Source organism: Opitutus sp. GAS368 (genome assembly GCF_900104925.1).
In the GTDB taxonomy this organism is placed as follows: Bacteria; Verrucomicrobiota; Verrucomicrobiia; order Opitutales; family Opitutaceae; genus Lacunisphaera.
The window spans coordinates 2458034-2482216 of record NZ_LT629735.1; the positions used below are offsets into that span (position 1 = coordinate 2458034).

Here is a 24183-nt window from a genome sequence, read left to right on the forward strand (position 1 = left end):
CCACCGCCATGAAGAAACTCAATATTGGCCTCATCGGCTACGGTTTCATGGGCAAGGCGCACTCCAATGCCTTCCGCCAGGTGGGGCATTTTTTTCCCAGCGGGCATGAACCGGTGCTGAAGGCGGTTTGCGGTCGCGATACCGCCCGGGTGGGCGAATTTGCCCGGGTCTGGGGCTATGAAAGCGTAGAGAGCGACTGGCGGCGGTTGATCGACCGGGCCGACATCGACTTGATCGACGTTGCGGTCCCGAATCACCTGCATGCCGAGATGGCTATCGCCGCGGCCGAAGCCGGGAAGATGGTGCTTTGCGAAAAACCCCTGGCCATGAATCCGGCCGAAGCCGCGCGCATGGTAGCCGCTGTGGAGAAAGCCGGGGTGCCCAACATGGTTTGGTTTAACTACCGTCGTATTCCGGCTGTCACGCTCGCGAAGCAACTCATCGCGGAAGGACGCCTCGGTCGGATTTTCCACCTGCGGAGCAAGTTCCTGCAGGATTGGACCCTTTCCGCGGATGTCCCGCTTGGCGGGACGGGCACATGGCGGCTCGATGCCGCGGTGTCCGGCAGCGGTGTGACGGGCGATCTGCTCGCCCATTGCATCGATGCCGCGCTCTGGCTCAACGGGCCGATCGAGCAGGTGACGGCGGCCATGGAAACCTTCGTCCGGTAGCGCAAGCACGCTGAGACCGGGAACATGGCCGAGGTGAAAATCGACGATGCCAGCGCCTTCCTTGCGCGGTTTGCCAACGGTTCGCTCGCGACCTTTGAGGCGACCCGCTATGCGAGCGGACACAAGGCACTCTTCACCATCGAAGTCAACGGCGAGCACGGGTCGCTGGCTTGGGATTTGAGCGAGCTGAACCAGCTGCGTTGGTTCGATCGTCGCGATGAAGCGGCCACGAGCGGATGGCGGACCATCCCGGTCACCAACGGCACCCACCCCTACATGAAACCGTGGTGGGCCCACGGCCTGCAGATCGGCTATGAACACAGTTTTGTGCACCAGGTGGCGGATTTCCTGGAGGGCCTAGCTACCGGCCGGCCGGCGGCGCCGACCTTCCGCGACGGCTGGGCGACCGACCTGATGGTCGATGCGGTGTTGCGCTCGGCGCGATCCGGACGCTGGGAACGGCCAGGCCCGGCCATCGAGGTCGAGGCTGCGGCGAACGAGGCGTCCGATTAAGACAGTTGGATTACCGCCGCGCCGAGCGCAGTGAGGCTGAGCCGGGCGTCCGTCTTGCTTCCGGTCAGAAGGTCGATGCCCTGATAAGACCCAAGCGAAACAACAGCGGTCGTGTCCCCATGATTGAGGATAAAGAGAAAGCGGCGCCGGCCCTCTTCCCGCAGCGTTACCTCGACGTTGGGCGGGGCGGGCAGCAATGAAGCGATGCCAGCCTGGGCGGTCACCAATTGCAGGAGTTCGTTCAGGCCCGGCGCCGGCAGGCGGGCGCTCAGGTAATAAGCGGTGCCACGCCCGTGGCGGTTCGCAGTGATGGCGGGGCCGTTGGCAAAGAAATCCCGACCATAAGTCGCCACGGTTTCGGCGCCCTCCAGGTGGACGACCTCGGCCCAGTGCTCCGCGGGGTATTCCTTTCCGCTTCCGGTGAAACGCACGGGGTTGACCTGTTTCTCCCCATAAGGAATCCATTCCTCCACCCGCACCCCCAGGAGCGCGCGCAGGTAGCCCGGGTAGCCGCCCAGCACGATTTGTTCGTTTTCATCCACGATGCCCGAGAAGTAAGTCGCGAGGAGCGTGCCGCCCCGCTCGACGAATTTCTCCAGGTTCGCAGCATCCGCTTTCGTCAGCAGGTAGAGGGCCGGGGCTACGACGAGCTGGTAGCCGTCCAGCTCTGCGCCGGGGTGCACGAAGTCGACCGGGATGTTGCGCTCATAAAAATAGCGGTGCAACTCCTGCGCCCAGCCGGGATAGTCGATGCGTGCGGGCTTGGCCTCGAGATCGAGCGCCCAGCATACCGGCCAGTCGAACACGATGGCCACCCGGCTGCGAATGGTTGTGCCCGTGATCGGAGCGAGTAGTCGCAACTCCCGGCCGAGTGATTTGATTTCGGCAAAAAGACGGCTTTGGCCCGGGTCGCCATGGCCGACCATGCCGGTGATGTATTTTTCCGCGCCGGCCCGGGATGCGCGCCACTGGAAGAACATGACGCCATCGGCGCCCCGGGCGAGGGCCTGAAGGCTGCCCAGGCGCATGACGCCCGGCGGCTTGGGCGGATTGACGGGCCGCCAGGTGACCGCCGACGGTGCCTGTTCGATCAGCAGAAAGGGTTTTTTCTTCAGCGATCGCATCAAATCGTGGCCGACGGCGGCGAATTGCTCCGCACCGTGCCCGGTCAGTGGATCGGGGTAGCAGTCCCAAGAAATAAAATCCATGTGCGGCGCCCAGCTGCGGCCGTCGATGGCGCGGACAAACCACACGAGGTTGGTGGTGGCGGGAATTCCCGGCGTCAATTCATGCAGGATCTCCTTCTCCATCTGGTAGAGTTCGAGATAGGCGTCGGACATGAACCGGCGGAAATCAAGCTGCTGGGACGGATTGCGGTCATGGGGGGCCCGGCGGGGCGTGAGGATTTCCTCCCAGTCACCGTAGATCTGGCTCCAGAAGGCGGTGCCCCACGCCGCGTTCAGCCGGTCGAGCGTGAGGTATTTTTTTCTCAACCAGACCCGAAAGGCGGCGGTGCTGGCGGGCCCGTGACATTCGCCCGTGTGGCAGGCGTATTCGTTGTTCACATGCCAGACGGCGAGTGCCGGATGATCGCGATAGCGCTCGGCGATCCGGCGGACCAGCTGCCCGGCGTGGCGCCGGTAGGTCGGGCTGGAAGGGGAATAGTGCTGCCGTGAGCCCTGGTGCAGGGGCAGACCGCTGGCATCGACCGGCAAGACATCCAGATACTTGGCTGACATCCAGGGGGGCGGGGAAGCGGTCGCCGTGGCCAGACAGACAATGATGCCGTTTTGTGCCAGGAGGTCCATCACCCGGTCAAGCCAGGTGAAATCGAACCGGTCTTCCGCCGGCTGCAGCTTCGACCAGCTGAAAATGCCGAGGCTGACCAGATTGACGCCGGCCTCGCGCATCAAACGCACATCCTCCAGCCAGACGGACTCCGGCCATTGCTCCGGATTGTAGTCGCCACCATACGCGAGGGTGGAGGGGAGTTTGGGCAGCAGGGGCATGAAATAGAACGAAAGCGGGATGAAGGGTTGTCCGGTGGCGTCAGCCCCGCCGCCCCGGGACACCGTTGAAGGTGAATCCACCGTCGCAGAGAATATCGGTGGCCGTGATATTGGCCGCGTCGGGACCCGCGAGAAACACGAACGTCGCCGCAATTTCCTCGATGGTCGCGATCCGTCCGCGCGGGTGGCCGGCATCGAACAGCGCCCGCATGCTCTCCATGTCGCTGCCGAGTTCTTTCGCGAAACGATGCAACATCGGGGAATCGACCGTGCCGGGGGAAACGCTGTTCACCCGCACGCCCGAAGGGGCGAGTTCGAGGGCCAGCCCGCGCGCCAGGGCGATGAGCGCCGCATTCATCGCTCCATAAAAGGAGAACCGCGCCATGCCGGTATGCCCGGCCACGCTGGCCATGAACACGATGCTGCCTGTGCCGGCTTTTTTCATATGCGGAATGCAGTGCTTGGCGAATAACGCGGCGGACTTGACCTTCACCGCATAACAGTGGTCGAACGCCGCGACCTCCATGTCTGCAAAATCGCCAAAGGGCATGGTGGCGGCGTTGGGCACGAGCAGGGTGGGCGGCCCCAAGCGTTCCGCAGTCTCGGCGACGAAACGGGTGACGGCCGCCTCGTCGGCGGCATCAAAGAAGCCGCAATGCGTCCTCCGCCCCAGTGCGGCAATCTGTCGGGCGGTTTCCTCGACATGGGTGTTGGTGCGGGCGCACACGGCGACATGGGCCCCTTCGCGGGCGAAGGCGAGAGCGATGCCCCGCCCGATGCCTTCGCCGGCGCCTGTGACGATGGCGACTTGATCCTTTAGTTTCATGGGGAGTAGGGGTCTGTGACCGGCCGGGAAAGGTTAGCGGGGTGCGGAAGCACCGGCCTGCGGGGACGGCGCGCCCGGCAGCGCGAAACGGGCGGACTTGATCAGCTGAGTCTGCCGCCGATGCCACGCCACGTCGCGCCACATGCCGGGGAACTGGGGCCCGCAGAAGTTGCTTGTGGCGATTCCGCTCCAACATCCGGTGGCGAGCGCCGCGGTGACTCCGTATTCGCACAGCTCTTTGATCCAGCCCCAATCCAGGCCGGGTCCCTCCCGGTAGTTCACCACCGCCCAGCACTCGGTGGTAACGATTGGTCGCTGGCAGGCCCGGGCGATCTGCGCCCAGCCCTCGATCCGTGCGCAGAGGAGCTGCTGCCAATGGGCGGGATCGGCCCGGTAAGTGGATTCCCCTCGCGCCGCCAGGGCTTCGTATCCGGAGAGATCGAAATTGTTGTAGTTGCCCCCGATGCGTTCGATGAAATCCGAGGACTGGCTCATCCAGATATGGGGCTCCAGGAAATCCATGAAAGCCCAGCGCTCGCGGACGGAAGGGTTGTAGCCGACGACGGAGACGGTGACGGGAATCCCGGGCTCCGCAGTCCGGAAGGACCGCACGGCGGCCTCCATCCACTGGAGGGCCTTTTCCGACATGCAATTCCAGGAAGAGTCCGGGCGGTTGTCGAAAAACGGAGCCCAGAGTTCGCCCGGGAACTCGTTGCACAAATCGACATAGCAGACCGCATCGAGGACATCCTGAGCACGCAGCTGGGAAACCAGGTCGCACCAGAGCCGGGCGTGGGCTTCGGGGCTGGTGATCCTGAGCCGGCGATCACCGGCGTCCTTGCGGAACCAGGTGGAGAGACCCACCGTGATCTCCCGGTCCCGGCAGAGGCCGAGAAACTCAACCAGCGCAGGCAAGGGATTCACCTGAAGGGGTTCAGCGCTGCCCCAGTCGTGCACACTCCACACCGGTTCGAGCAGGGCGGGGCTGGCGTCAGGGCCGGCGAGATGGGGATAGGGATCGATCCGCAAGGCGTTGTAGCCGCGTTCGCCCAGTTCATCCAGTGCGCGGGACCAGTCTTCATAGCCGGCGCCCGGCCCGCGGCGCTCAAGCCACGAGAAATCCCACATCGCGAAGGCCAGCGGATGTGCCAGGCGGGGAAAGCGGGCTGGGCTGGCGTTCATCATTTCCGGCTGCCGCTGCGCCCGGGAAAGGTGAGTTCCGCGATGCCGCTTTTGTCGAGGTTCCCCAGGCCAAGGCCAACCAAGCGGTCATACTGCGCTTTGGTGGCTGCGGCGATGGGCAGATGGAGCCCCCGTTCGCGGCCGAGCTGCAGCGCGATGCCACTATCCTTCGCCGCATGCGCCGCGGAGAAATAGCAGGTGTGTTCTTGGTTGATCATGTCCTCCGCGTCGGTGGTCACCACCCGCGAGGCAGCACCGGTTTGGCCAAAGACATCCATCAACGTCGGCAGGTGGAGACCCAGGGCCGCGCCCAGCCCGAGCCCCTCGGCGAGGCCCGCGGTGTTGATATTCATGACCATGTTGACCAGGGCCTTGACCTGGCCGGCCGTCCCGGCGGGACCGATATACCGCAAAGTCTGCCCGCCATTGCTGAGTTCGCCAAGGAGTGGCTTCAGTTGGTTGAAAAGCGGCAGTCGGCCGCCACACATGAGGTAAAGGGTGCCGTTGCGGGCTTGGGGCACGCTGGATGCCATGCAGGCTTCGAGCGAACCCGCGCCGGCCTTGGCAGCGGCGGTTTCGATTTCCGTATGGATGGCCGGGCTGATGGTAGCGCAGTTGACGAAAATCCTGCCGGAGGCGTTGGTGAGCAGGCTGTCGCCGGAGGCCGCGAATACCGCCCGTTGCGCTGCATCGTCACTGACGACCGTGAAGATCACGTCCGCCCGGGCGGTGACTTCGCCCAGTTCCCTGCAGGGATGCGCGCCCAATTCAGCAGCGACGGCCAGTGCCGTTGGATGCAGCGCATCATAAACGGCGGTGATGGCGTAGCCCCGGTCCCTGAGCCGGCGCGCCATGTTCGCGCCCATGCGGCCAACTCCGACAAATCCGATCGTGGTTTTCATAGTTGAATCAGATCATGACGGCTCGGTTTGGTGCCGGTGCGCCGCCGGGCCTCGGCTTTCTCCCAGGTGTCTTTGATGAGGCCGCGCAGGATCTTGGCCTCGCTCCAGCTGTCCGGCAATTGCGCGAGATTATAACCGCCGCGGAGCGGGCCCATTTCCGGGCAGGCATACAACTCCGCACCGGACTGGTCGCCCTCGAGCCAGGTCTCGACCAGTTTTTCCAAGGCCGGCAGCCATTGCTGCAATTCCAGCGACAATTTTCCCGTGCCATCCGTGACCGGGACTTGGCAGTGATGGCCGTTGAACGGGCGAAAATGGAACTGGCGCGCGTGCCGGATCAGCTCGGGGCTCTCGATAAGGCGGTCCCAGTATGGTGGGGCGAGATGCTTGACGACGGCAAAGTGTGAGAAGTCCCAGGTAATCGGCAGCAGCCGTCCGGTGGCGCGCTGGTAGCCCGCGGCAATGGCATAGGTTTTCTCCGGAGTCTCGGTGCAGGTGTCGCGGTGAACCTCAATATCGCACGGCACGCCTTGCTTCTCGCCTTCCTCCAAAAAACGGATCGCCATGTCGATCGATTCGGGCACGGGGGTGTCGTGATTGCCCAGTTGGACGTTTATCCGGCGTGCGCCGCCATCGACATTTTGCCGGATCAGACCGGCAAACTCCCCCGGATTCGCCGATGAGACGAAGCCGATGGCGAGCAGCCCGTGCTTGCGGGCAAGCTCCCCGTGCTCCCGATCGAGCTGCCACGTGAAGCCGTCGAAGCCGGCCTCCTTGATGGCGGCAAATTTCCGTTCCAAGGACCATTCCCGTTGGGCCGAAGGGTGGTCCCAAAGCGTCCAGAGATTGGCGATGATCTGCAGCCTGGGCGGGGTGGGGAATAACATGGGAATCGGGCGGTCGCAGCCGTGACGCGCCGGGGTGGAGAAGAGGTTGGCGCCGGCGCGATCGGTCGGTTTCGTTTAAAACTCGTCGTAGGCGATCTGCGACGGCGGCACCCCGAGTTCAGCCAGCATCCGGTTGCAGGCCTTGATCATCATGGGTGGACCACAGAGATAATATTCCACGGCTTTGGGCTGGGGGTGGCCGCGCAGGTATTTTTCCAGCACCACTTCATGAATGAAGCCGTGGTGCCCGGACCAGTTGTCCTCCGGCAGCGGCGCGGACAGGGCGAGGTGAAAGGCGAAATTGGAATGCTGCCGGGCGAGCTGCCCGAAATAATCGGCGTAGAAGATTTCCTGCCGCGAACGAGCGCCATACCAGAAGCCGATTTTGCGCGCGGTTTGCTCGGTTTCCAGCAGATGCGAGAGATGGGCGCGGAGCGGCGCCATGCCGGCGCCGCCGCCGATGTAGATCATTTCGCGCTGGGTCGGCTTGATGTGGAAAGCACCGAAGGGCCCGATGGCGGTGACGGTATCGCCGGGCTTGAGGTTGAACATGTAGCTCGAGCCGACGCCAGGCGGACAATCCTGGCCCGGCGGGGGCGTGGCGATCCGGACATTGAAACGCAGCGTGCGCTCAAGCTGCTGGTTGCTCGCGAGGGAGTAGTTGTTGCGTCGGCCGGCGCCGGCATGGCCCACTGCGAGTTCGAACAGATGCTGGCGTTCCCAGACGGAAGCGAAGGGTTCTGGGATTTCGAAGTCGCGGAACCGGACCAGCGCATACGGCGGAATGTCGAATTGCAGGTAGTCGCCGGGCGTGAAGGCGATTTTCTCCGCCGGTTCCACCGGTTCCAAAACCAGTTCCTTGATGAACGTGGCGACGTTGTGGTTGCTGACCACGCGCAGGCGGTAGGTTTTTTGCTCCCGGGCCCCGGCGCCACCGGCGCGGACGACGTTGAGATGGAGCCGGCCGCGCCGTTCCTCGATCGGGTAGGTGGTGAGGCCGCGGCACACCGGCGCGCGCGCGGGCGAACCGTCCGACAGGTTGAAGCGGCCATTGTGTTTCGGACATTCGATGATCCGGCCCTTGACGAGCCCATCCGCGAGGTGGGTGTTGCCGTGGGTGCAGATGCCGTCGGTGGCATACAGGATGCCTTCCGCGTCACGATACAGCGCATAGGTTCGCCGGCCGTGGTCCAGGCGGATCACGTCGCTCGGGCCGAGGTCGGCCGCGGCACACACCTCGATCCAGCCCTCGGCGTCGGGCCGCACTTCCGAGGTGTGGGTGCCCTCGGCCAGGCGGGCCTTCGGAGCCGGCAACTGGCGCTTCACATGATGCGAAGGATCCGTCACCTGGCGGAGAACGGTCGGGATGATCTCGCGATAGGCCGACAGCAGACCCGGGTAGGGTGTGGGGCAGTCGTCCTTCACGGCGGCGTGGAGCTGAGGCAACGCATGGTAGGGCACCAGCGGGAACATGTGGTGCTCCAGGTGATAATTCATGTTCCAATAGAGGTAGCGATTGACGAAATTCATGTAGACCGTCCGGCAATTAAGCCGGTGGTCCAGCACGTTCTCGGCAAGCCCCGCATGCTGCGTCAGGCCGTAGATGGACATCAGCCAGGAGCCGAAGACGTTTACGAACCCGACAAGGAAAAGAGGGAGCAGGCTGCCGCTGGCAAGGGCCAGCCCGGCGGATATCGCATACAGGAGCACGTAAATGCGTGCCTTGCGATATACGTTCGGGAATTCGCTGGGCGGAATGAAGGTTTTTTCCTCCTCGGTCATCCGGCCGGCCGAGTGAAGCAGGATGTGTTTGAAATATTTCGGATAGTTGGAGAGACCGAAAAAACCGGCGATCAGACCCTTGATGTCGGGTGGGCGCGGCGAGACGATTTCCGGATCACGCCCTACAATGATGGTGTCGCTGTGGTGGCGGGTATGGCTCCAGCGCCAGACGGTGGACTCGCGCATGACCATGAAGGAGGCCACCTCATACAGGAAGGTGTTCATCCAGTCGGTCTTGAAGGCGGTCCCATGACCGGATTCATGCCAGCGCGAATCTGAGGTCGACGCATAGAGCACGGCGTAGACGGCATAGGGCAGGGCCGCCCACCATGAAGGCCACAGGACATAGGTCAGGGAGCCGGCTGAGCCGATCAGCGCGAACCACAACAAGGTGTCGCGGATAGCCGGCCCATCGCGTCGTTCGAGGAGGCGGCGCATGGTTTGCCGTGGCACCGGACATTGATACCAGTCGGCCTCGGCCAGGCCTTGTTCAATCGCCCGCTGCGCGCTCTCCCCGATCAAACCGTAGTCGGCCCTGACGGGCGGCTTTGCCAAAAGGCCAACCCCTGGATCGTGGCTCATGAAGATATGGGTTTTAAGTGATTGCGGCGGGGCATATTGCCGGACGGTAAGGGTGGGGTCGTCGCGCTGAACAATCTACTGGATCCCGGGCTTCATGTCTTCTCATGGGGCGACGGAAAGTTTTCATTTCTTGTCCTCGCGCTTCGGAGATGGTGCCGGCAGCGGAAGGTCAGCGGGAGCCGCTGGCCCGGCGCGCGCCAAAGAGTGTGCGCAGCGTGGCGTGACGGTCCGCGATCTCGGCATAAACCGCGGTATTGCGCGGGTTGGGTGCGCAGCGGGTCTGGAGATTCAGCTCCACGAAGCGGTCGCACAGGGTTGGCAGCGTCGCGGCCGGATCGACGCAGGCTGCGGCTTGCAACGCGCCGCCCAGCGCCGCGCCTTCGTCTTCCACCATACTGACCACGGGAACGCCGAATACGTCGGCCATGATCTGCCGCCAGACCGGGGATTTTGCCCCGCCGCCCGTAAGGCGGATTTCGCGCGGCTTGATGCCGAGTTTCCGCAGCCGGAGCAACCCATAGTTCATGCCGACCGTAACCCCCTCCATCGCGGCGCGGAGCAGGTGGCCGCGCTCGAGGTTGCGGGTCGTGACCCCATCGAGGATGCCATGGCCGTGCGGCAGGTTCGGCGTGCGTTCGCCGCTGAGATAAGGCAGCAGGCGAAGCCCGTCCGCTCCGGCGGGCACGGCGGCAATGGCCCGCTCCATGGCGACATGATCCGTGCCGGACAGTGCGCGGAACTGCTCGGTGACGAGGGTGACGTTCATTGTGCAGAGCAGCGGCAGCCAGCCGCCCGTGGAAGAACAGAAGGCGGCAATCTCGCCGTGCGGATCAACCACCGGGCGCTTGCTGAAGGCGAAGATAGTGCCGCTGGTGCCCAGGCTGGCGCTGACGACGCCCGGCACCACGTTGCCTGTGCCGATGGCGCTCATCATGTTGTCGCCACCGCCGGCACTGATGACCACATCCGCCGAAAGCCCGTATTTGTTCGCCAGCTCAGGCCGCAACGTGCCCGCACGGTCGCCCGACGCGGAAAGCGCCGGCAGCCAGTCAGCGAGGTTCTTATCAATGGCGCGGATAACTTGTTTCGACCAGGTTCGATGGCGCACGTCCATGAGCGCGGTGCCCGAGGCGTCGCCATGCTCCATGAAATACTTCCCGGTCAAGTGGAAATTGAGGTAGTCGTGCGGCAGCAGCACGTGGCGCAGGCGACGGTAGTTTGCCGGTTCGTTGCGTTTCAGCCAGAGGATCTTCGGCGCCGTGTAGCCGGGCAGGAAGGGCAGGCCGGCGGCACGGATGACAGCGTTGGGGCCACCGAGCTTCTTCGTCAGCAAAGCACATTCCTGCGTTGTGCTGGTGTCATTCCAGAGTTTAGCCGGGCGGATGACGGCGCCTGCCGCATCAAGCGGAACGAAACCGTGTTGCTGGCCGGAGATGCCGATGCCGCGCACGCGGGTTCGGTCGATCTTGGCGGCCACCTCCCGGATAACGCGGTCCAGCGCCGCGACCCATTCGGCCGGGTGTTGCTCCATATGCCCGGCGGGCAGGCCGGCGATGAGGGTGTGCGACGCGCGAGCCTCGGCGACGACGCGTCCGCTGTCGAGGTCGAGCGCAATCGCCTTCGTGCTTTGCGTGCCACTGTCGATGCCGAGAAAGATGCTCACGGGTGCGGTCGGGGGTCAGCCGTGGAGGTAGGTATTGAGAAGGTTTTCGAGGTATTCCTGCCGGCCCGAGCGCGGCTTGGGTTCGCCGAGCTTGGTCAGCACGAGCTTGTTCAACTCGCGGAAATTGGTGCGGCGCTTCTCGATGGCGCGGCCGTAGCCGGCGTCGAAACTCGCGTAGCGTTCGGCGACGAAGGTCTCGAACTTCCCCTCGGCGAGGATGCGGCGCGCGAGCTTGAAGGCCAGCGCGTAGGCGTCCATGCCGCCGATGTGGGCGTGGAAGAGGTCCGCCGGGTCGATCGAGGGGCGGCGGAGCTTGGCGTCGAAGTTGAAGCCGCCGGTGCCGAGGCCGCCGGCGCGCAGGATGGAAACCATCGCGAGCGTGAGCTCCTTGACGTTGGTGTTGAACTGGTCGGTGTCCCAGCCGAGGAGCAGGTCGCCGGTGTTGGCGTCGATCGAACCGAGCATCTTCTGCGCCGCGGCGACCTCGATCTCGTGCTCGAAGGTGTGGCCGGCAAGCGTGGCGTGGTTGGTCTCGATGTTGAACTTGAAGTGCTTCTCGAGGCCGTAGGTGCGGAGAAAGGCGATGCCGCTGGCGACGTCGAAGTCGTATTGGTGCTTCGTCGGCTCCTTCGGCTTGGGCTCGATGAGGAACTGGCCCTTGAAGCCGATGCTCTTCGCGTAGTCCACGGCCAGGTGCAGGAACGCCGCCAAGTGGTCCTGCTCGCGCTTGAGGTTGGTGTTGAGCAGCGTCTCGTAGCCCTCGCGGCCACCCCAGAACACGTAGTTCTCGCCACCGAGCTGCTTCGTGACGTCCAGCGCCTTCTTCACCTGGGCCGCGGCATAGGCGAAGACGTGGGCGTCGGGATTGGTCGAGGCGCCGCACATGTAACGCGGGTGGGAAAACAGGTTGGCGGTGCCCCAGAGGAGCTTCACGCTGGTGGCCTTCTGCAACGACTTCGCGTGGGCGACGATCTGGTCGAGGTGCCGGTTGGACTCGGCGAGCGTGCGGCCCTCCGGCGCGATGTCGCGGTCATGGAAACACCAGAAAGGCGCGCGGATCTTCTGGAAGAACTCGAAGGCCGCGTCCATGCGCACCTTGGCGATGGAGACCGGGTCGGTGCCCTTCTCCCAAGGCCGTCGGATCGTGCCCGGGCCGAACGGATCGGCGCCCACGCCGCGGAAGGCATGCCAGTAGGCGATCGAGAAGCGCAGGTGGTCGGACATCGTCCGGCCGTCGATGATCTCGTCCGGGTTGTAGTGCCGGAACGCCAGCGGGTTGGCCGAACGCGTGCCCTCGTAGGCGATGCGCGGGATGCGGGGAAAATGGGGGCGGGAGGGTTTCATATTAAGCGGGTATGAGGAAATGTATCAGAAACCCCCTCCGATCGGGTAACAAGTATCCACATATTTATTTTGATATTTAACACAGCTACTCTGATGCTGCCCCATGCTGCGGCGCGACAGGAATCGGCTTCGGGTGGCCCTTATCATCGAGACTTCCAACCGATATGGGCGCGACCTGTTGCATGGCGTGCATGACTGGATTCGCGCCACCAACGGCACATGGTCCCTCCGCCTCACTGAGCAGATCCGGGGAGCCCCCTTGCCGGTGTGGCTGCGTGACTGGGAAGGCGACGGGATCATTGCTCGGGTCGATACCGGCGAGATTGCGAGAGCGTTGCGGGACACCAAGCTGCCTGTGGTTGATGTCAGCGCCGAGCGGCTGGCCTCGGAATTCCCGCGCGTGAGCATTGATAATACCGCCGTGGCCAGGCTCGCCGCCGTCCACCTGCGACAGAAGCATCTCAAACATTTCGCCTATTGTGGCGACCACCGGCATCTTTGGTCGCAGTTGCGCGGGCAGGCCTTTGCCCGGGTGCTGCGGGAAGGAGGGCTTACCTGTGCGGACTTTTCCCCGTCTTCCCGCGGAGACAGCAGCTGGGACCAGGAGATCGGCGCGATCGCGCTCTGGCTGATCACCCTGCCCAAACCGCTTGGACTATTCGCCTGCTATGACGCCCGGGCCCACCAGGTGATTGAGGCCTGTCACCGGGCCAAACTGGCGGTGCCTGAAGCAGTGGCCGTGCTGGGCGTGGACGACGACGAATTGATTTGCGAGATGTCCGATCCGCCGCTGAGCAGCGTATTGCCCAATGCCCGGCGCACGGGTTACGAAGCTGCGGAGATTCTCTCGCAGCTCATGAGCGGCCGGAAACGCCCGCGTGCCGTAACTCGCGAAATCGAACCCGTGCGGGTTGTGGAGCGCAGGTCCACGGATGCCGTCGCGGTCGCGGACAAACATGTGGCCGCGGCTTTGCGTTATATCCGTGACCATTCGCATCACGGGATTCGCGTCAAGGAGGTGCTTGGCGCCGTGCCGGTGTCCCGCACTTTGCTCGAGAGAAAATTTATTCATCAGCTGGGTGAATCGCCGCATCGTCTGATTAAGCGCCAGCAGATCGAACGCGTGCGGCAGCTTCTGGTGGAATCCGACCTGCCCATCGCCAGAATCGCCGACATGGCGGGCTTTGAATCGGCCAGCTATCTGAGTGCGGCCTTTAGGCGGGAAACCGGGGAGAGTCCGCGAATATATCGGGCAAGGTTCCGGGGCCGGACCTGACATTCCAGGCTGCGCCTGATGGCAAGGCTGGCTGAATTGCCACGCGATCAGCAGTTGGCGGCATTCGCAGGCCTCAAAGAAAAAATTCCGAGAATAGCACTCCATGGCGTCGAAATATTCCGCAGCTTCAATGGCCTCTGAGCGTGCAACACTTCAAAGTGTTGCACACTCCTGCGAGTGTTTTTCCCGCTCGCTGACATTAGCGATACAAAAAATCGGGACCAGTGTTGCGCACCGCACTTCCCGATTCCGCTCTTCCTTCGCTTCTTACCGCAGTGTGCAACACTTGGCGGAATTTTTTGAAAATCTCGCTGGCTGCCCGACATGGATTCGAACCATGACTAGGTGAGTCAAAGTCACCTGTGCTACCATTACACCATCAGGCAGTGAGAGCGGCCGAAAGAAGCCCTCTGCCCCGGGAGGGTCAAGGGTGGATATTTCACGGAGAGCTTGTCCAAAAGTCCCCGAATTGCGAGCCTCGGCGTCCATGCCAGCCAAGCGGGCCTTCGTCTACATCGTGCGGTGTGCCGACCGCACCTTTTACATCGGCACGGCGAAGGATGTGCCAGCCCGGCTGGCGGTGCACAATGCCGGCAAGGGGGCCAAGTATACCAAGCCACGCCTGCCAGTGCGCGTTGTTTTCCAGGAGGGGCCGATGAGCCTGACGCGGGCGCTGCAGCGCGAATACCAGCTGAAGCAATTGACGCGCCCGCAAAAACAGGCGCTCATCCGGGGTAAACTCAAGGTCAAGCGCCCCCGCTGACATCCATGCTCTTCTTCAACAAACTCCTCCCGGTCTTCGTGCTGCCCGTCGGCATCGTCGCCCTGCTGGTGCTCTTCGCGCTGTGGCGCAAGAAGCGTTGGCCGGCGATGCTGGCGCTGGTCGTGCTTTACCTCGGCAGCATCCCGGTCGTTGGCAACCGGCTGATGGGCTGGGTGGAGTCGCGCTACCCGGCCGTGCCGGTCGCGGCCGCCGGGCCGGCCGACGCGGTTGTGGTGCTCGGGGGCATCCTCGGCCCGCGGGTGGGGCCGGGGTTCGTGGCTAATTTCGACGAGACCTCCGAGCGCTTCGACGCCGGTGTGGTCCTGCTGCAGGCCGGCCGGGCGGAGCGGCTGGTCTTCACCGGGGCCCGGATGGCCTGGAAGGACTCCGAGTCGACCGAGGGCGACGAGCTAAAACGGATCGCCATCACCCGGGGCGTGCCGGGAGACAGGATCCTGGTGACAGACAGTGTCGCCAACACGGCGGACGAGGCGGCGAGAGTTGCGGCGCTCATGAAAAAACTGGGCTGGAAGCGCGTCATCCTGGTCACTAGCGGCTGGCACATGCCGCGCTCGGCCTACCAATTCAGGAAAGCCGGCGTGGATTGCCTGCCGTTCCCAGTGGATTTCCGCTACGATTCCGCGCGGGCGGTGCAGGCGATCGACTTCGTGCCGCGGGCCGAGGCCTGGCAGATGACGGAGACGGCGCTGCGCGAGAACTACGGCTACTGGTTCTACCGGCTCTTCCGCTGAATCACGGGGCGGACGACCCCGGATCGCGCAAAAACCGCGCGTAGTCGTCCGGCGTGTCGAGGTCCGTTGCGACGGGCAGGGGAACGGTGGCAACGGCGGCCCGCTGTTCCTGCAGGAGGTTGCGCGCGCCGGCCTCGCCCTCAAGCGCTAGCAGCCGGGGAAACCATTCCGCGGTGAACAGCACGGGGGGGCACAGCACGCCGCCGGCGAGCGAGGCGACGATGGTCCGGCCGGTTTGCCGCCGGGTGGCGATCAGCCGTCCCAGATGATCCGCCGGGCAATCCGGCTGGTCGGCGAGCGCCACAATCACGGAGGTGGTCGCCGGCGCCGCATCCAGCAGCGCCTGCAGTCCCGTCCGCAGCGACGAGCCCATGCCGCGCGCCCAGCCGGCGTTCACGACGACCCGCAGCGGGAGACCGTCCAGGCACGGCGCGATTTCCGCGGCGTTCGCCCCGAGCACGACGGACACCGGCGACACCGGCGTGGCGAGAAGGTTTTCGGCGACATGGCGCAGCAGCGGCCGGCCGCCGACGGGCAGCAGCTGTTTCGGTCGCCCCATGCGCTTTGAGGCGCCGGCGGCGAGCAACAAGAGCGCGCACGAAAAATCACCGGCCATGGATGGAGCCCGGTCGGTCGCGCAGGTTGACCGGGGCGCGGCCAGAAAGCCGGCTGTGCATTTCCGCGAGGATGGCCAGCGCGACCGCCGCCGGCGTGTCGCCGCCGAGGTCGAGCCCCACCGGGGCGTGCAGCCGCGCCAGGACCTCGGGGCCGGCGGCCAAGCCCTCCTCCTGCAGTTGTGCAAGCAGCCGGTTGGTGCGTTTCCGCGGACCGAGGACCCCGAGGTAGGCGAGTGGCTGTGGCAACAGCGCGCGGAGAAACTGCAGGTCGTCGGTGTAGCGATGGGTCATCACCACGGCGAAGGTTTCTTCGCCGGGCGCAAGAAACTCCCCGACGTCCCACCGGGACACGGTCACTACCGCGTCGGCCCGGGGAAACCGCATGGCGGTGGCGTAAGCGGGGCGGGCATCGACGACGGTCACATGCCAGCCGGTCTCCTTCGCCAGGCGCACGAGCGGCTGGGCATCGTCGCCGGCCCCGAAGATGACGAGCGGCGGCGGGGCCGACACCGTTTCACGGAAAATCCCAGCGTCGGCCGGTTCCCCGGGCAGTTCCCCGGCCACGCAGGTGCCGCGGGCTGCGCCGTTGGCCTCCCCGTGGACAACGGCCAGGGTGGTAGCACGCCGGGCCCGCAGGTTTTCCGACAGCGCGCCCACCCAGCGCGGCCGGGCGGCCGGCAGCGGCTCGATGAAAATTCGCACCACCCCTTGGCAACCCAGGCCCACCCCCCATACGAGATCGTTTTCCGCCGTGGTGTCGTAGGTGGCGCACTCCGGCCGGCCGCTCGCGAGCACCCGCCCGGCCCGTTGCACCACGTCCTCCTCCAGGCAACCACCGCTGATCGAACCGAGGTGCGTGCCGTCGGCGAGCAGCAGCAGCCGCGCGCCGGGCCGCCGGTAGGACGAGCCCTCGACTTGCACCAAGGTGGCCAGGACCGCCGGCCGGCCGGGGGCCGCCGCGAGCGCCGCGAGAATCTGGGCGAGTTCCGGCATGGGTGACGTCAGGTCGAGCGGGCGGGCGCCGGCGTGCCGGCGCCGGTTCGCGCATAAACCGCGGGCAGGCCCTCGGCGCGCAGCAGCCGGGCGAGCGCCGCGCTGCGCAATCCGTGCCGGCAGGCTAGCACCACCGGCTGACCGCCGGCGGCCAGTTCGCGCAATCGGGCGAGATCGTTGGCCGGCACCGCGAGCGCCGTCCCGTCCGTGGGCCCGGGTTCGCCCGGCTCGAGGAGATAAACGGACTGCGCCCGGGCCCCGAGTCTGGCCAGCCCGTCGGCGTCGATGAACACGGGTGAATCGGGCGCGTCCGCGGGCGCCGCGTCGGCGCGCAGCTGCTCGAGCCGGCCGCAGACGGGACAGCCGGGCCGCGCCGCGCGCCCAATGGCGAGCAGCGAGCCGTCGAGCAGGTTGACGAGCCGGGTCTGGTGCGGCGCCTCGCCCTCGTGACCGAGCAGGAGCTTCAGCGCCTCGGCGGCCTGCATCACCCCGAGCACGCCCACGGCGGGAGCGAAGACCGGGCCGCCCGCGCAATTACCCGCGGTGTCCAGGTCTGCCGCGCCGCGGTCGGGCCACTGGCAATGGAGACAGCCGCCGTCGCCGCGGCGGAAGACGTCGAGCGTCCCCTCGAAACGGTGCACCGCGGCCGACACCAGCGGCACGCCCAGCGCGTGACAGGCGTCGTGCACCAGGAAACGCGTGGCGAAATTGTCCGTGGCATCGAGCACCACGTCGTGCCCGGCGACGAGCGCGCGGGCGTTGCGCGCCGTGAACTCGGCGCCGTGCGCCGTCACCTCGATGGCCGGGTTGTGCAGTCGCAGGCGGACCGCGGCGGCCAGCGCCTTGGGGGCGCCGAGCTCGGCGGCGGTGAATAGGATCTGTCGGTGCAGGTTGGAAAGCTCGACCGTGCCTCCGTCCACGAGCGTGAGCCGGCCGACGCCGGCGCCGGCGAGGTAGAGCGCCGCGGGGCAGCCGAGCCCGCCGAGGCCGACCACGAGCACGCGTGCGGCGGCCAGCTTCGCCTGGCCCTCCGCCCCGACCTCGGGCAGCGCCGCCTGGCGTGCATGGTAGTCACCGGCTGCCGGCCGCGCGGCGGCCTCGGCCGTGCAGTTCACCCACTCGGCGGCGCCGTCGGGATGATGCTCCTTCTTCCACACGGGCAGCCGGCGTTTGAGTTCCTCGATGACGTGCCGGCACGCTGCAAAGGCGGTCTGCCGGTGCGCCGCCGCCACGCCGATCCACACGGCCAGCTCGCCGACGGCCAGCGAGCCGGTGCGGTGCACGCAGAGCACGTGCGCGCCGGGGTGGAGCTGCTCGGCCTCGGCCACGACAGCCGCGCCCTCGGCCAGCGCGAGGTCGTCGAAAGCCTCGTATTCGAGGTGCGTCACGGGCCGGCCGCGGTGGTGGTTGCGCACGCGGCCTTCGAAGACCACGTTCGCGCCGGCGTCAGGCCGGCCGAGCCGGGCCAGCAGCGCGGCGGGGTCGAGCGAGACGGCGGTCAGTTCAAACATGGCTCAGCCTCCGGCCACGGGCGGGATGAAGACCACGTGGTCGCCCGCCTGCAGCGGCGTGTCCATCGCGGCATAGCGGGCGTTGACCGCGACGCGCACCAGCTCCGCCGGCAGGCTGAGCCCGCGGCTGGCCTGCAGTTCGCGGTAAAGCTCGGCGGGCGTGCGCGCGGCCGTGTCGAGCGCCAGCCGGGAACAGCCGGCCTGCTCGCGCAGAACCGCGAAAAACTGGAGCTGCAGGCGGCGCGGCGCGTTCATGGGCAACTCAGCCGCCGATTTCGGACATGCCGCGCGTGGCGGGGATGAGGTGTTGCTCGAGCCCGTGGCCCCACGGTTTCTCGAACACCGCCTGGCGGATGGCGACGGTGATCTCGTCGTCGCCCGCGCCGCCCCGCAGCAGCGGGCGGAGGTCGACCTCGTTGTCGCGCAGCAGGCAGAGCCGCAGCACCCCGTCGGCCGTGAGCCGGAGGCGGTTGCAATCGGCGCAGAACGGCTTCGTGACCGGGCTGATGAAGCCGAGGCAGCCGGGGGCGCCGGCGATGCGGTAGAGCCGCGCCTCGCCGTCGAGCCGGCCGTTGTTCACCAGCTCGAGCGGGCCGTAGGCGGCGGTGAGCACATCGCGCAGCTCGGCCTCGTCGACCATGCTGCGTTTCTGGAACTCGGCGTTGTTGCCGAACGGCATCTGCTCGATGAAGCGCACCTGCCACGGCTGATCCAGCGTGTAGCGGGCGAGGGCGACGACGTCCTCACGATCGTTGGTGCCGCGCGAAACGACGGCGTTGAGTTTAACGCGCAGGCCGGCCTGCGCCGCGGCGTCAAGCCCGGCGAGGACGGCGTCGAGTTTGCCCCAGCGCGTGATACGGCGGAATTTCTCCGGGTCGAGCGTGTCGAGGGAGATGTTGACGGAGCGCAGGCCGGCCTCGCGCAGCGGCGCGGCCAGCTTGTCCAGCAACACGCCGTTGGTGGTCAGGCCGACGGCCTCGATGCCCGGCGTCTGCGTGGCGTGGCGGACGAGGTCGACCAGTGACGAGCGCAGCGTGGGCTCGCCACCCGTGAAGCGGATCTTGCGGAAGCCGACCGCGCCGAAGAGGCCGATGAGCCGGCGCAGCTCGCCGTCCGAGAGCAGCTCGTCGCGGGGTCGGAACGTCATCTGCTCGGGCATGCAGTAGACGCACCGGAGATTGCACGCATCCGTGAGCGAGATGCGGAGGTAGTCGATGTTGCGGTTGTAGCGGTCGAACGGCATGCGGCTGAACCCAACGGTAAACAGTAACCAGTCTCAGGCCAGCACAACCGGAAAACGCACTCCCGCGGCCCGGAGTGCGTAATAGCCCGCGACCCCGACGACGAGCCCGGTGAGATAACCCTGAGGCGCAAAGCAGCAAAGGAGCGCCACGACCGCCGCCAGCGCCAGTCCCGCGGGCGCCGTCCGCTGGTCGCGGAGCAGGAGCACCAGCACCGCTGCCTCGAAGAGAAGCACGGCGCCGAGAATCGCCGGGGGGAACGCGTGCGCCAGGGTGACAAACGCACCGCTGGCAAACAGCCCCGTGACGACCCACAAGGCGCCGTAGATGACGACCGCACCGCCCGTGCGCGCCCCCAGCGCGTAGTAGCCGGCGAGCCCGCCGCACCCGTGGCAGACCGGGATGCCGCCGAGCCATGGCGCCAGCAGGTTGAGCCCCGCGTAGGTCAGCCCGATGGTGCGCAAGGTGAACGCCCGGCCGGGAAACAGGTCGCGCACCGTCTGCTGCGTGGCGAAGAGTGAATTGGAGAGCGACAGCGGCAGCTGCGGCAGCACCAGCAGGGTCAGGGCGGCCGCCCACCGGTCCCACGGCCAGGGTGCCGGGCGCGGCACGACCACGCCGAGGCCGGAACCAACCGCGCCCCAGTCCACCCGATACACGGCGGCCCAGACCAGCGTCGCGCCGACGACGAGCAGCGCGCCGGGCAGCCGCGGGTGCTTGCGCATCAGCCCCAGCACCACAAGGGCGGCGATCGCGGCAATCCAGCCCCAGGCGCCGCCCTCGCGGGCCACCAGACCCGTGGCCGTGCGCGCGAGCGACAGGCCGAGCCCGGCCTGCACGCCCCGCACGACGCACAGCGGGATCACCCGGTTCAGCCAGTCAAGCGCCCCGCTGGCCGAAAGCCCGAGCATGAGGACGCCGATCATGAGACCCGCCAGCTGCAGCAAACCGCCTGGCGCCTGGCCGGCGATGACGACCACAGCCATGGCCTTCAGTGGTTGCACCGGCATGGGCAGGCCGTAGAGCAATCCCGTGGCGATCTGCGCGAGCCCGAACGCCACGAGCACACCCGCACCGTTGAGGTTCGAGGCCAGCAGCATGGCGACGATGATGGGCAGCGAGGTGCCGATGTCACCAAAGGCCCCGGCGAGTTCGCGGCGGTTGAACTGGAGGTTCAGCGACAAGTCCGGGAGCGGTGGCAAATCAGGCGGGTGGCGACGTCAGCGCCGGCCGGAAACCCGCGATGTGGTCGAGCGCCTCGGCGATCGCGGGCACGAGCAGCGGCAGGCATTCCCCGATGGCGCGGGGCCGGCCGGGGAGATTCACGATGAGCGAGCGGCCGCGCACGCCGGCGGTGGCACGGGAGAGGATGGCCGTCGGCACCTTGGCGTAGCTTTGCAGGCGCATGATCTCGCCGAAGCCGGGCAGCTCCTTTTCCAGCACGGCCCGGGTCGCCTCCGGGGTGATGTCGCGCGGGGCGGGGCCGGTGCCGCCGGTGGTGAGGATGAGCGGGCACTGCGCCTCGTCGGCGAGCCGGCAGAGCGCCGCTTCCAGCGCGGCGCGGTCGTCGGGGAGCAGCACGCGCGTCCATTCCAGCGGTTCGGCGAAGCAGCGCTGCGCCACCTGCTCGATCTCCGGGCCGCTCTCGTCGGCGTAGACGCCGGTGGCGGCGCGGTCGCTGAGGGTGACGCGGGCGATCCTCATTGCTTGAGCTTCTCGACGACGCGGATGCCGCCGATCGACATGGATTTATCCACGGCCTTGCACATGTCGTAGAGCGTGAGCGCGGCGACGGACACGGCGGTGAGCGCCTCCATTTCGACGCCGGTCGGGCCCGTGGTGCGCACGGTCGCGCGGATGGCGATGCCGTCGGCCTCGACGGTGAAACCGACGTCGACCGACGTCAGCGCGAGCGGGTGGCAAAGCGGGATGAGCGTGCTGGTGGCCTTGGCGGCCTGGATGCCGGCGACCTGCGCCACGGTCAGCACGTCGCCCTTCGGCAGCGCCTGCGCACGGAGCTGCTTGATGGTCTGCGGCGAGCAGGCCAGCCGGCCCTCCGCCACCGCGGTGCGGCGCGAGTCGGGCTTGGCGCCGACATCAACCATCCTGGCTCCGCCGGCCGCATCGAGATGGGAAAAGGCTTTGGGCTCGTGGCTCATGGACAAAGGATGAATTCGACGGCTTGACCGGACAAAAGGCTGCCCGGCGGGGTCGGCACGGGCAAGAGTGCGTTTGCGCCGACCAGGCCGCTGCTGTCGCCGGAGCTGGCGAGCGGGAGCGGGGTCACCTCATAGCCGCCGCCGGCGATGACGGCGCGGCAGGGCCAGAAGGTCTGCCGGTTGTCGGGCGGCGGCAGGCGGCCACCGGCGAGCCGGCCGGTGAGCCGGGCGGGAGCCGCCGCTGCGCCGGTCTGCAGGTGTTCGAGCAGCGGCGCGAGAAAGAGCTGGAACACCACCCAGTGGGACACCGGGTTGCCGGGCAGCACGAAGGCGAGCTGCGCGCCACGACTGGCGAACACCAGCGGTTTGCCGGGACGGAGGTTGAGCTCGTGGAAATGCAGCGTGTAGCCCAGTGCCTCAAGCAGCGGCCGGGCGAAGTCGAGGTCGCCCACGCTCGCCCCGCCGGAAATGAACAGCACGTCGTGGGCCGGCAGGGCGGCGGCGGCGGCCTGACCGGCCGCCAGCTCATCGCGCAACCCTACCTGCGCCACCAGCTCAATGCCGCCGCGGGCGAGGAGGGTGGCGATGAGCGTGGAATTGCTGTCGCGAATCTGCGCGCCGATGGGCGTCTGGTCGGGCGCGACCAGCTCGTTGCCCGTGACCAGGTGGGCGCAGCGGGGCGTGCGGGCCACCTCCGGTTGGTGGATACCGGCGGAGGCGAGGGCGGCGAGTTCCGGCGGGCCAAGCCTGGTGCCGGCCGGCACCACGATGTCGCCGCGCCGGCGGTTTTCGCCGCGCCGGCGGATGTAATCGGGGCCGTCGGGCCGCCGGACCCGGATGGAATCGCCCTCGCGCGTGATATCCTCCTGCTTTACGATGCAATCGGCCCCGGCGGGGACGGGCGCGCCGGTCAGGATGCGGATGCATTCGCCGGGACGGAGCGGGCCCGTGAAAGCCGCGCCGGCCTGCGCCGTGCCGGTCACGCGCAGCGCCTGGGTGATGTCGGCCCGGCGCAGCGCGTAGCCGTCCATGGCGGAGACGTCGAAAGGCGGTGAGTCCGCGTCCGCCCTGGCGGCCGTGCGCAGGATCCGGCCCAGCGCCTTGCCCAACGGGAGCCGGACGGTCTCGGTCGAACCGGCGTGGGCCAGGATGGCGTGCCAGGCTTCGTGGACCGGAATCATCGACGGGTGGCGGAGGGACGTTTCCCCGCCGGTTGCTTTTTCGGGGCGGGCTTTGGGTTGAGGATGAAGGGTGTGTAGAGGGCGGCGAATTTTTTCGGGAAACGGCCGGTGAGGTGCGTGCCGTCGTCGAGTGACTCCTGCTGCTTCACGTGGCCGATGCCGTGGAGCTTGGCCACAAGATCGTAGCGGCTGTGCGGGATGAGCAGGTCGGCCGCCTCGGTGTCGTCGGTGGCCAGCGCCTCGCAGTGACGGAGCAGTTCGTCGAGCCCGGCGCCGGTGTGCACGCTGATGAAGAGCGCGTCGGGATGCTGGGCGCGGAGCCGGGCGAGGGTGTGCTCGTCGAGCAGATCCGTCTTGTTGAAAACGGTGAGGGTGGGGCGGTCGGCGGCGCCGAGTTCGCCGAGCACGGCCAGGGTGGTGGCGTGGTGCTGGTCGATGTTGGGGTTGGCGGCGTCGAGCAGGTGGATGAGAAAGTCGGCGACGACGACCTCCTCGAGCGTGGCCTTGAAGGCCTCGACGAGGCGGTGGGGCAGGCGGCGGATGAAGCCGACGGTGTCGGTCAGCAGCAGCGTGCGGCCGTCGGGCAGGACGAGCTGGCGGGTGGTCGGGTCGAGGGTGGCGAAGAGCTTGTCGGCCGCGAGGACCGAGGCGCCGGTGAGCTTGTTGAGGAGGGTGGACTTGCCGGCGTTGGTGTAGCCGACGATGGCGGCGCCGGGAATGGGGGTGCGCTGGCGCTTGATGCGCTGGGTGGCGCGCTGGGAGATGACCTGGGCCAGCTCCGATTTCAGCTTGGTGATGCGGTTGCGGACGAGGCGGCGGTCCTGCTCGAGCTGGGTCTCGCCCTCGCCACCCATCTTGCCCTTGCCGCGCTGGCGGGAAAGATGGGACCAGGCGCGGGTCAGGCGGGGCAGGGAATATTCCATGCGGGCCAGGGCGACCTGCAGCACGGCCTCGCGGGTCTGGGCCCGGTCGGCGAAGATCTCGAGGATGACCTCCTGGCGGTCGATGACGGCCAGGCCGGACTCCTCCTCCCAGTTGCGCTGCTGGGCGGGCGACAGCTCCTCGTCGATCACGATGACGTCGGCGCCGTCGGCCTTGGCCCGGGCCATGAGCTCGGCAGCCTTGCCGGTGCCAATGAGGAACTTGGGCTGCTGGCGGTCGCGCAGGGTGATGAGGGTGGAGTGGGAGATCTCCAGCCCGAGGTTCTCGACGAGCTCGTTCAGCTCCGTGAGCAGCTCCGCCCCCTCGCCGGGCTTCATGTCCGGGGTCTGCACCCCGACCAGCAGGGCGCGGGTGGTGGGTCTTTTCGGATCGAGAAAATTGGACATG

The 24183-nt window shown here is 66.8% G+C and carries 21 protein-coding genes, 1 tRNA gene and 1 pseudogene; 4 read left to right on the forward strand and 19 right to left on the reverse strand.

Annotated elements, in window-relative coordinates; translation table 11 throughout:
• Positions 1–8 precede the first annotated feature (8 nt).
• Positions 9–1184 (forward strand): annotated as a pseudogene (locus tag BLU29_RS18815) (Gfo/Idh/MocA family oxidoreductase).
• Here BLU29_RS18815 and BLU29_RS10560 read toward each other — a convergent pair.
• The 8 genes from BLU29_RS10560 to xylA form a co-directional block, all read right to left on the reverse strand.
• Complete coding sequence (locus tag BLU29_RS10560) at positions 1181–3193, reverse strand: beta-galactosidase (protein ID WP_091061092.1); 2013 nt, start codon at positions 3191–3193, stop codon at positions 1181–1183. The pseudogene BLU29_RS18815 and the gene BLU29_RS10560 overlap by 4 nt on opposite strands.
• Positions 3194–3233: 40 nt before the next feature.
• Complete coding sequence (locus BLU29_RS10565) at positions 3234–4019, reverse strand: SDR family oxidoreductase (protein WP_091057572.1); 786 nt, start codon at positions 4017–4019, stop codon at positions 3234–3236.
• 33 nt (positions 4020–4052) lie between these two features.
• On the reverse strand, positions 4053–5201 hold the full coding sequence (locus BLU29_RS10570; protein WP_157693788.1) for a cellulase-like family protein: 1149 nt from the start codon (positions 5199–5201) through the stop codon (positions 4053–4055).
• Positions 5201–6103, reverse strand: coding sequence for an NAD(P)-dependent oxidoreductase (locus tag BLU29_RS10575; protein WP_091057578.1), 903 nt, complete (start codon positions 6101–6103; stop codon positions 5201–5203). Before BLU29_RS10575 ends, BLU29_RS10570 begins: the two co-directional genes overlap by 1 nt.
• Complete coding sequence (locus BLU29_RS10580; protein WP_197677691.1) at positions 6100–6903, reverse strand: hypothetical protein; 804 nt, start codon at positions 6901–6903, stop codon at positions 6100–6102. Before BLU29_RS10580 ends, BLU29_RS10575 begins: the two co-directional genes overlap by 4 nt.
• Before the next feature lie 162 nt (positions 6904–7065).
• Entirely contained in the window at positions 7066–9210 is a 2145-nt protein-coding gene (gene nqrF, locus BLU29_RS10585) for an NADH:ubiquinone reductase (Na(+)-transporting) subunit F (protein WP_197677692.1), read from the reverse strand.
• A gap of 313 nt (positions 9211–9523) precedes the next feature.
• Positions 9524–11017, reverse strand: a complete 1494-nt coding sequence (gene xylB, locus BLU29_RS10590; protein WP_091057585.1) for a xylulokinase — start codon at positions 11015–11017, stop codon at positions 9524–9526.
• A 15-nt stretch (positions 11018–11032) separates the two neighbouring features.
• Complete coding sequence (xylA, locus tag BLU29_RS10595) at positions 11033–12361, reverse strand: xylose isomerase (RefSeq protein ID WP_091057587.1); 1329 nt, start codon at positions 12359–12361, stop codon at positions 11033–11035.
• A 103-nt stretch (positions 12362–12464) separates the two neighbouring features.
• Between xylA and BLU29_RS10600 the strand changes: the two genes are divergently transcribed.
• Entirely contained in the window at positions 12465–13637 is a 1173-nt protein-coding gene (locus tag BLU29_RS10600) for a DNA-binding transcriptional regulator (protein ID WP_091057590.1), read from the forward strand.
• Between the two features lie 312 nt (positions 13638–13949).
• Here the strand turns inward: BLU29_RS10600 and BLU29_RS10605 are convergent.
• Positions 13950–14023 (reverse strand) — tRNA-Gln (locus tag BLU29_RS10605).
• Positions 14024–14124: 101 nt separating this feature from the next.
• On the opposite strand from BLU29_RS10605, the gene BLU29_RS10610 reads away from it, so the two are divergent.
• Both BLU29_RS10610 and BLU29_RS10615 read left to right on the forward strand, forming a co-directional pair.
• Entirely contained in the window at positions 14125–14400 is a 276-nt protein-coding gene (locus tag BLU29_RS10610; protein ID WP_091057592.1) for a GIY-YIG nuclease family protein, read from the forward strand.
• A gap of 5 nt (positions 14401–14405) precedes the next feature.
• On the forward strand, positions 14406–15152 hold the full coding sequence (locus BLU29_RS10615) for a YdcF family protein (RefSeq protein ID WP_091057594.1): 747 nt from the start codon (positions 14406–14408) through the stop codon (positions 15150–15152).
• 1 nt (position 15153) lies between these two features.
• Here BLU29_RS10615 and BLU29_RS10620 read toward each other — a convergent pair whose 3' ends face one another.
• The 10 genes from BLU29_RS10620 to hflX are packed head-to-tail and all read right to left on the reverse strand — an operon-like array spanning position 15154 to position 24182.
• The gene (locus tag BLU29_RS10620) at positions 15154–15768 is read right to left on the reverse strand and encodes a nucleotidyltransferase family protein (RefSeq protein WP_091057596.1); all 615 of its coding nucleotides are present in this window, start codon (positions 15766–15768) and stop codon (positions 15154–15156) included.
• Positions 15758–16762 carry an XdhC/CoxI family protein gene (locus BLU29_RS10625; protein ID WP_091057599.1) on the reverse strand — a complete coding sequence of 335 codons (1005 nt, stop codon included), beginning with the start codon at positions 16760–16762 and terminating at the stop codon, positions 15758–15760. The genes BLU29_RS10620 and BLU29_RS10625 overlap by 11 nt, the downstream gene beginning before the upstream one ends.
• An 8-nt stretch (positions 16763–16770) precedes the next feature.
• Positions 16771–18273: a ThiF family adenylyltransferase gene (locus BLU29_RS10630; protein ID WP_091057602.1), complete on the reverse strand. Its 1503-nt coding sequence runs from the start codon at positions 18271–18273 to the stop codon at positions 16771–16773.
• A gap of 3 nt (positions 18274–18276) precedes the next feature.
• A complete protein-coding gene (locus BLU29_RS10635) occupies positions 18277–18528 on the reverse strand; it encodes a MoaD/ThiS family protein (protein WP_091057603.1) in 252 nt (83 codons plus the stop codon).
• Between the two features lie 7 nt (positions 18529–18535).
• Complete coding sequence (gene moaA, locus BLU29_RS10640; protein WP_091057606.1) at positions 18536–19516, reverse strand: GTP 3',8-cyclase MoaA; 981 nt, start codon at positions 19514–19516, stop codon at positions 18536–18538.
• Between the two features lie 33 nt (positions 19517–19549).
• Positions 19550–20698 (reverse strand): putative sulfate/molybdate transporter, encoded by a 1149-nt coding sequence (locus BLU29_RS10645; protein ID WP_172830253.1) that lies wholly within the window; start codon positions 20696–20698, stop codon positions 19550–19552.
• 19 nt (positions 20699–20717) lie between these two features.
• Positions 20718–21218: a molybdopterin adenylyltransferase gene (gene mog / locus BLU29_RS10650; protein WP_091057610.1), complete on the reverse strand. Its 501-nt coding sequence runs from the start codon at positions 21216–21218 to the stop codon at positions 20718–20720.
• On the reverse strand, positions 21215–21673 hold the full coding sequence (moaC, locus tag BLU29_RS10655) for a cyclic pyranopterin monophosphate synthase MoaC (RefSeq protein ID WP_091057613.1): 459 nt from the start codon (positions 21671–21673) through the stop codon (positions 21215–21217). Before moaC ends, mog begins: the two co-directional genes overlap by 4 nt.
• Positions 21670–22854, reverse strand: coding sequence for a molybdopterin molybdotransferase MoeA (locus BLU29_RS10660; protein WP_091057615.1), 1185 nt, complete (start codon positions 22852–22854; stop codon positions 21670–21672). The genes moaC and BLU29_RS10660 overlap by 4 nt, the downstream gene beginning before the upstream one ends.
• Positions 22851–24182 carry a GTPase HflX gene (gene hflX, locus BLU29_RS10665; protein WP_091057617.1) on the reverse strand — a complete coding sequence of 444 codons (1332 nt, stop codon included), beginning with the start codon at positions 24180–24182 and terminating at the stop codon, positions 22851–22853. The genes BLU29_RS10660 and hflX overlap by 4 nt, the downstream gene beginning before the upstream one ends.
• Position 24183 lies beyond the last annotated feature (1 nt).